Here is an 8445-nt window from a genome sequence, read left to right on the forward strand (position 1 = left end):
AGAGCAACGCAACAGTAATTTTGTAAAAAAAGCTTATTAGCTATTTTAAATAAATGAATAGGAGCGTTTAGTAATGAAAAAAACAAAGATCGTAAGTACATTAGGACCAGCAAGTAACAGTGTGGAAATTATTTCTCAACTGATTGAAGCCGGTGCGAATGTCTTCCGCTTTAACTTCTCTCATGGAGATCATGAAGAACAATTAGCGCGTATGACAATGGTTCGTGAAGCCGTGAAGAAAACTGGTAAAGATGTCGGTATCCTTTTAGATACAAAAGGTGCTGAAATCCGTACAACTGTACAAAATACGACAGAAGCTGACTTTGGTCGTGCTGGATACATCCAATTTAACGTTGGCGATGAAACACGCATTTCAATGGATCCAGAACACAAAGGAACAAAAGAAAAAATTGCTGTAACTTATCCTGGTTTATTTGAAGATGTTCATGTGGGCGGACACATCTTGTTTGATGATGGTTTGATCGACATGGAAATCAAAGAAAAAGACGAAGCAACCCGCGAATTAGTGGTTGTTGTTAAAAATGCTGGAATGTTAGGATCACGTAAAGGGGTCAACGCTCCTGGCGTATCAATCAGCTTACCTGGTATTACTGAAAAAGATGCAGAAGATATCCGTTTTGGTCTTGATAACGATATCGACTTCATTGCCGCTTCATTTGTACGTAAAGCGCAAGACGTTTTAGAAATTCGTGAAATTTTAGAAGAAAAAGACATGACTCATGTGCAAATCTTCTCTAAAATCGAATCACAAGAGGGTATCGATAATATCGATGAAATCATCAAAGTTTCTGATGGTATCATGGTTGCCCGTGGGGACATGGGTGTTGAGATCCCTGCTGAAGAAGTACCAATGGTTCAAAAGAGCATCATTAAAAAATGTAACGCTGCTGGTAAATCAGTTATCACAGCAACACAAATGTTAGAGTCAATGCAACAAAACCCACGTCCAACCCGTGCAGAAGCTTCTGACGTTGCCAATGCTGTCTTTGATGGTACCGATGCAACAATGCTTTCTGGTGAATCAGCAAACGGTGACTACCCTGTTGAGGCAGTAGCAACAATGGCACGGATCGACATTGAAGCTGAAAAAGCTTTATCAGAAAACAGCACATTCCAAATCAACCAATTCGATAAAACAGATGTAACAGAAACAATCGGTTTATCTGTTGCTCGTGCGGCGAAAAACCTAGGGGTTAAAACAATCGTTGCAGCGACTGAATCTGGCTACACTGCAAAAATGATCTCTAAATATCGTCCAGATGCTGACATTTTAGCTGTTACATTTGATGAACGTACAAAACGTGGCTTGATGCTTAACTGGGGTGTCTACCCAACCGTTGCTGAAAAACCATCAACAACTGATGAAATGTTTGAATTAGCAGCAAAACAAGCAGTTGATTTAGGTTTTGCTAAAGAAGGCGATCTAATCTTGATCACAGCCGGTGTTCCTGTTGGTGAACGCGGAACAACCAACGTCATGAAGATCCAATTGATCGGTTCAAAATTGCTTGAAGCGCAAGGGATTGGTGAAAAATCAGTTGTTGCCAATGCCGTGATCGCTCACAGTGCCGAAGAAGCAATTGCGAAAGCAAAAGATGGCATGATTTTAGTTGTACCAACAACAGATAAAGAATATATGCCAGCAATCGAAAAAGCAGCAGCTTTAGTTGTTGAAGATGGCGGCTTGACTTCTCATGCAGCAGTTGTCGGAATCGCGAAAGATCTACCAGTCATCGTTGGTGCCAAAGACGCAACAACAACCATCAAAGATGGCGAATTGGTTACTCTTGATTCTCGTCGCGGTATCGTTTATCGTGGAGAAACAACAGCGATCTAATGATTTTTAACGATTGATCAAGCAACAGGCAAGTGCACGTTGTGCGCTTCCTGTTGTTTTTTTGAGAGGGTCGAAATCCCTTGAGAAAGGGCATTAAAATGACACGATCAAAAATGAAAAAGGTGTCAAGAAAATTTCATTGACAAAGCCTCAGAAGCCCTGTATAATTGCTTTTGTTGCTTAGGGGTGATAAAAATGAAATGGTCTTTATTGGAATTAAAAAAATACCAAGAGACACCGCTGATGTTTGAAGAAACACTTGACTTAAAGAGTCAACTGATAAAACGCGATGGACAGATCATTGATTTGTCTCCTGTAAAAGTAAAAGGGCTGATGAGTGTTGATAAGCAAGGATACTTGCTGCACTATCAAGTAGAAACGACGATGACATTGCCATCTACTCGTTCTTTGACACCTGTAGCGATTCCTTTTGATTTTTCAGTGGATGAACACTTCATGACACCAGAGCAATTTCAGCGTCGCGATGAAACGATCGTCGAAGAAGAAGTTTTGATCGTTGAAGGTCAAACCATCAGCTTAGATGAATCAGTCGCTGATAACCTATTACTTGCGATTCCTTTGCAAGTCCTGACAGAAGAAGAAAAGCAAGGTTCAGCAATGCCATCTGGCAACGATTGGGCTGTTTTGTCAGAAGAAGACTTTGCAAATCAAAAAGAAGCGCAAGCTCAACAAGTTGATCCTCGTCTTGCAAAATTATCCGAATTATTCACTGAATCAGATGACGATAACGCGTAGGATTGGAATAAATTGCAGCCTCAAGGTTGCGTTCATTAACAAGGAGGTGTAGCAAAATGGCAGTACCAGCTAGAAAAACTTCGAAAGCGAAGAAAGCAAAACGTCGTACACATTACAAATTGACAATCAACGGTTTGAACGAATGTGCAAACTGTGGTGAAATGAAAAAAAGCCACCATGTCTGCTCAAACTGTGGTCATTACGATGGCAAAGACGTAGCAACAAAAGAAGCATAATTCCTTTTTTTCAGAAAGAGGATTCTAAAACCTTAGGCTAACCATGGAGCCTGAGGTTTTTTTGTTTTTTTGACTAATATGGAACTTTTCAGAAATATTTTTGTCCAGCGAAAGAGAATAGTTCAAAAGCAGGTACATTTGCGCTATAATGAAAAAGATAATTGAATCTTAGGAGGATGAAAGATGACAAAACAACAAATCGGCGTTGTCGGTATGGCTGTTATGGGCAAAAACTTAGCGTTGAACATCGAAAGCCGCGGTTATTCAGTTGCCTTATTTAACCGTACTGGTTCAAAGACAGAAGAAGTAGTAAAAGAACATCCAGATAAAAATTTTAAAGCAACCTATACGATAGAAGAATTTGTTCAATCTATTGAAAAACCACGTCGTATTTTATTAATGGTAAAAGCAGGATTTGCGACAGATGCAACGATCCAAGAATTATTGCCTCATCTAGACAAAGGCGATATTTTGATCGATGGCGGAAATACCTTCTTTAAAGATACGGTTCGTCGTAACGAAGAGTTGGCAAACTCAGGAATCAACTTTATCGGTACAGGTGTATCTGGTGGGGAAGAGGGCGCCTTGAAAGGTCCTTCGATCATGCCAGGAGGACAAAAAGAAGCGTATGAATTGGTTGCGCCAATCTTGGAACAAATTTCTGCAAAAGCCGAAGATGGAACACCTTGTGTGACTTATATTGGACCAAACGGTGCAGGCCATTACGTAAAAATGGTTCATAACGGGATCGAATATGGAGACATGCAGCTGATTGCTGAGTCTTATGATTTGATGCAAAACATATTAGGTCTATCTGTTGATGAAATGGCTGATATTTTTGCTGAATGGAACAAAGGCGAATTAGACAGCTATCTAATTGAGATCACAGCGGATATTTTGACTCGCAAAGACGATCAAGGTACAGGCAAACCAATCGTTGATGTGATTTTAGATGCTGCTGGTAATAAAGGAACTGGGAAATGGACAAGCCAAAGTGCCTTAGACCTAGGCGTACCACTACCATTGATCACTGAATCTGTTTTTGCCCGTTATATCTCGGCTTACAAAGAAGAACGGGTCAATGCCAGCAAAGTCTTACCAAAACCAGAAGCAGTTGCTTATGAAGGAAACAAAGAAGAGTTTATCAATAAGATCCGCGAAGCATTATACTTCAGTAAGATCATGAGCTATGCACAAGGATTCGCGCAATTACGTACAGCATCAAAAGAGTATGATTGGGATCTTCCTTTTGGTGAAATTGCCAAAATTTGGCGTGCAGGCTGTATCATCCGGGCTCAATTTTTACAAAAAATCACGGATGCTTATGACAAGAATGCCGACATTGAAAACTTACTATTAGATGACTACTTCAAAGATATTACGAAACGTTATCAATCTTCTGTACGTGAAGTAGTTGCACTAGCTGTCCAAGCCGGTGTACCTGTGCCGACGTTCTCATCTGCGATCGCGTACTTCGATTCTTATCGTTCTGATCGTTTGCCAGCGAACTTGATCCAAGCACAACGGGATTACTTCGGAGCGCATACGTATGAACGGACAGATAAAGAGGGAATTTTCCATTATTCATGGTATGACGAAGCGTAAGCTTTAAGAGAATCCAAAAGAGAAAGGCCGAAAGTGAGAACTTTCGGTCAATCTCTTTTTTATTTTTTAGATACATGATAAAATAAGACAGATAATGTCTAATTTAAAGGCAGAATAATCAATAAAGGGGCTATCAATAATGAGTAATATTCTAATCATTGAAGATGAAAAGAACTTAGCTCGATTTGTGGAATTAGAATTGAAGCATGAAGGGTATAATACTGAAGTTCATTACAACGGACGGACGGGACTGGATGCGGCGCTGAATAATGAATGGGATGCGATCTTATTGGATCTGATGCTTCCTGAGTTAAATGGGTTAGAAGTTTGCCGCCGCGTGCGTCAATCGAAGAACACCCCGATCATCATGATGACCGCACGAGATTCCGTGATTGATCGAGTATCAGGTTTGGATCATGGTGCTGATGATTATATTGTGAAGCCTTTTGCAATTGAAGAATTGCTGGCACGCTTACGTGCGTTGCTTCGCCGTATCGATATCGAAGGGGACAAAAACGTCGCAAAACAAACTACGATCACTTACCGCGATCTAACGATTGAAAAAGAAAACCGTGTCGTTCGTCGTGGAACAGATGTCATTGAACTAACGAAACGCGAATACGAGCTGTTGTTGACTTTAATGGAAAACGTCAATGTCGTTTTAGCCAGAGATGTTTTATTAAACAAAGTCTGGGGCTATGAGACAGAAGTGGAAACCAACGTTGTCGATGTTTACATCCGCTATTTACGTAATAAAATTGATGTACCAGGGGAGGAAAGCTACATCCAAACCGTTCGTGGTACAGGATATGTGATGCGGTCGTGAACCTTAAAAAAAGAATGAAAAAATTAAAAGAACTGAAGGGGCCTTCTTTAACTGTAAAGTGGGCCTTCGCAAGTTCTTTCTTTATATTCGTCGTATTTACGATCTTTGCCGTGATCACCTATAAAACATCGGTGAATTTGATCGTCGCTAAAGAAGAAAACAATGTGGAGCGGACGATGTCAGAGGTTGCTTCTCGTTTAGCCAATTCGGATCAAGAACTAACATTGGTCCGAACGTATCGTAATTTAACCAAAAATGATGCGGGAACGACGAGCATTTATGATCGCACTTCAACAATCGATGGCAACTTAATGAAAATCGACTCCTTTATTTCGGAATTAGGCCAAGCACCATTGAGCCTGTTTGTTTATAATTTGAATGAGGACCTTGTGTTTAAAACCCATGAAAATGATTTAGCACTGATCGACACGCAGCGCAAAGCGCCAACTATCGTAACGCTGGATGGTATCACAGGCTTTCTCTCGATCCAACCCATTTATTCAAAAGGCACCAGAGAGCGGATTGGCTATGCACAAACCTTTTATGAGTTGACTTCTTTTTATGAAATACGCAGCAAACTGCTGCTGACTTTGATTATCTTAGAAGTCGTCTCTCTGATTCTCAGCAGTGTACTCGGGTTCTTTTTATCAGCATATTTCCTTCAGCCGTTAAAGGTACTACGGGATACGATGGAAACTGTTCGGAAAAACCCGCAGTCAACCGTGCATATGCCAGAATTAAATACGAATGATGAACTGTCTGATTTAGCAGATATATTTAATGAGATGTTGGATCGCATGCGCCTGTACATTGAGCAGCAAGAGCGATTCGTTGAAGATGTTTCTCATGAGTTACGGACACCCGTAGCAATCATTGAAGGACACATGAATTTGTTGCAACGTTGGGGGAAAGATGATCCAGAGATCTTGGATGAGTCCCTCGCAGCCAGTATGCAAGAGATCAGTCGAATGAAGACGCTAGTACAGGAAATGTTGGATCTCTCAAGAGCGGAACAAGTGGATGTTCATTATGCAAATGAAACAACTAATGCAAAAGAAGTTGTCTATCAAGTGTTCAATAACTTTAAAATACTGTATCCGGATTTTGTCTTTACATTGGATGATGATTTGTATCATGAGTTGAAGCTGAAAATCTATCGCAATCATTTTGAACAGATCATTATTATTGTCTTGGATAACGCAGTAAAGTATTCCACTGATCGAAAAGAAGTTCATCTATCCATTTCATTGGATCGTCAATCTTTTGAAATTGCCATCCAAGATTTCGGGGAAGGCATCTCCAAAGAAGACCTCGATAAGATCTTCAATCGTTTCTATCGGGTAGATAAAGCTCGTGCTAGAACCAAAGGTGGCAATGGTTTGGGGTTATCTATAGCAAAACAACTATTGGAAAGCTATAAAGGAAAAATCACGGCGGAGAGTGTCATTGGCCAAGGAACAATCTTTCGAATTTATATACCGATTCTTCAAACGGAAGATCGGGCGAAAAGAGAACGTTGAGCAAAAAAGCTTAAGTTCTCTTTTTTCATTCTTAAATGATAGATTTAGTGCCGAAACACTGCTTATAAACGAACGTTCGAATCGTTTGGTAATGAATAATTCGCCTATGAAAATAGTTGTCAAAAAGCCTATTTTTTTAGTTGATTTTTCCTTTAAGAATTGCTATATTATTACTTGTCCTTGTTAAGACATTTGTAACAAACACTGATTGATCTTTTTTGAAATTAGTTGTTGACGAAACATTTTACAAGTGTTATTATAACAAAGTCGAAAAAATATCGTCTCTGAAAAAACCTGATAAATCAAAAAAACTTTTCAAAAAAGTGTTTGACATATAACGGTTGAGATGGTAAGATAAAAAAGTCGCTGAGGTTAAGAGAGAAGTTAAATAACAACTTCTTGAAAAAAACTTTTAAAAAAGAGTTGACAATCAAACGTCGCTCTGATATGATATAAAAGTTGCTAACGCAGCACGGTAGACCTTTGAAAACTGAACAAAGCAAGCAAACGAACCAATGTGTAGGACGTTTCAATTTATTGAAACAAATACATGCAAGCAATAGCTAGCAAAGTTAATTTTTATGAGCTTAATGACCGTATGGTCATTCAAACAAATCATTATGAGAGTTTGATCCTGGCTCAGGACGAACGCTGGCGGCGTGCCTAATACATGCAAGTCGAACGCTTTTTCTTTCACCGGAGCTTGCTCCACCGAAAGAAAAAGAGTGGCGAACGGGTGAGTAACACGTGGGTAACCTGCCCATCAGAAGGGGATAACACTTGGAAACAGGTGCTAATACCGTATAACACTATTTTCCGCATGGAAGAAAGTTGAAAGGCGCTTTTGCGTCACTGATGGATGGACCCGCGGTGCATTAGCTAGTTGGTGAGGTAACGGCTCACCAAGGCAACGATGCATAGCCGACCTGAGAGGGTGATCGGCCACACTGGGACTGAGACACGGCCCAGACTCCTACGGGAGGCAGCAGTAGGGAATCTTCGGCAATGGACGAAAGTCTGACCGAGCAACGCCGCGTGAGTGAAGAAGGTTTTCGGATCGTAAAACTCTGTTGTTAGAGAAGAACAAGGATGAGAGTAAAACGTTCATCCCTTGACGGTATCTAACCAGAAAGCCACGGCTAACTACGTGCCAGCAGCCGCGGTAATACGTAGGTGGCAAGCGTTGTCCGGATTTATTGGGCGTAAAGCGAGCGCAGGCGGTTTCTTAAGTCTGATGTGAAAGCCCCCGGCTCAACCGGGGAGGGTCATTGGAAACTGGGAGACTTGAGTGCAGAAGAGGAGAGTGGAATTCCATGTGTAGCGGTGAAATGCGTAGATATATGGAGGAACACCAGTGGCGAAGGCGGCTCTCTGGTCTGTAACTGACGCTGAGGCTCGAAAGCGTGGGGAGCGAACAGGATTAGATACCCTGGTAGTCCACGCCGTAAACGATGAGTGCTAAGTGTTGGAGGGTTTCCGCCCTTCAGTGCTGCAGCAAACGCATTAAGCACTCCGCCTGGGGAGTACGACCGCAAGGTTGAAACTCAAAGGAATTGACGGGGGCCCGCACAAGCGGTGGAGCATGTGGTTTAATTCGAAGCAACGCGAAGAACCTTACCAGGTCTTGACATCCTTTGACCACTC

Annotated in this window: 6 protein-coding genes and 1 rRNA gene (1 of these 7 only partly in view); all 7 read left to right on the forward strand. The window is 41.2% G+C overall.

Features of this window, described 5'->3' with window-relative positions:
• Positions 1 to 73 precede the first annotated feature (73 nt).
• Positions 74 to 1858: a pyruvate kinase gene (gene pyk / locus IGI94_RS04990; protein ID WP_008377816.1), complete on the forward strand. Its 1785-nt coding sequence runs from the start codon at positions 74 to 76 to the stop codon at positions 1856 to 1858.
• Positions 1859 to 2053: 195 nt separating this feature from the next.
• Positions 2054 to 2614 carry a YceD family protein gene (locus tag IGI94_RS04995; RefSeq protein ID WP_005237175.1) on the forward strand — a complete coding sequence of 187 codons (561 nt, stop codon included), beginning with the start codon at positions 2054 to 2056 and terminating at the stop codon, positions 2612 to 2614.
• A gap of 56 nt (positions 2615 to 2670) precedes the next feature.
• A complete protein-coding gene (gene rpmF, locus IGI94_RS05000; RefSeq protein WP_005229191.1) occupies positions 2671 to 2850 on the forward strand; it encodes a 50S ribosomal protein L32 in 180 nt (59 codons plus the stop codon).
• 183 nt (positions 2851 to 3033) lie between these two features.
• Positions 3034 to 4455: an NADP-dependent phosphogluconate dehydrogenase gene (gene gndA / locus IGI94_RS05005; protein ID WP_218193520.1), complete on the forward strand. Its 1422-nt coding sequence runs from the start codon at positions 3034 to 3036 to the stop codon at positions 4453 to 4455.
• A gap of 139 nt (positions 4456 to 4594) precedes the next feature.
• The gene (locus IGI94_RS05010) at positions 4595 to 5281 is read left to right on the forward strand and encodes a response regulator transcription factor (protein ID WP_005229193.1); all 687 of its coding nucleotides are present in this window, start codon (positions 4595 to 4597) and stop codon (positions 5279 to 5281) included.
• Positions 5282 to 5295: 14 nt separating this feature from the next.
• Positions 5296 to 6801: a HAMP domain-containing sensor histidine kinase gene (locus tag IGI94_RS05015; RefSeq protein ID WP_061054488.1), complete on the forward strand. Its 1506-nt coding sequence runs from the start codon at positions 5296 to 5298 to the stop codon at positions 6799 to 6801.
• A gap of 616 nt (positions 6802 to 7417) precedes the next feature.
• Positions 7418 to 8445, forward strand: a 16S ribosomal RNA gene (locus IGI94_RS05020); it runs 532 nt beyond the window's last position.

Source organism: Enterococcus sp. AZ149 (assembly GCF_051714285.1).
GTDB classification, from domain to species: Bacteria; Bacillota; Bacilli; order Lactobacillales; family Enterococcaceae; genus Enterococcus_D; species Enterococcus_D entomosocium.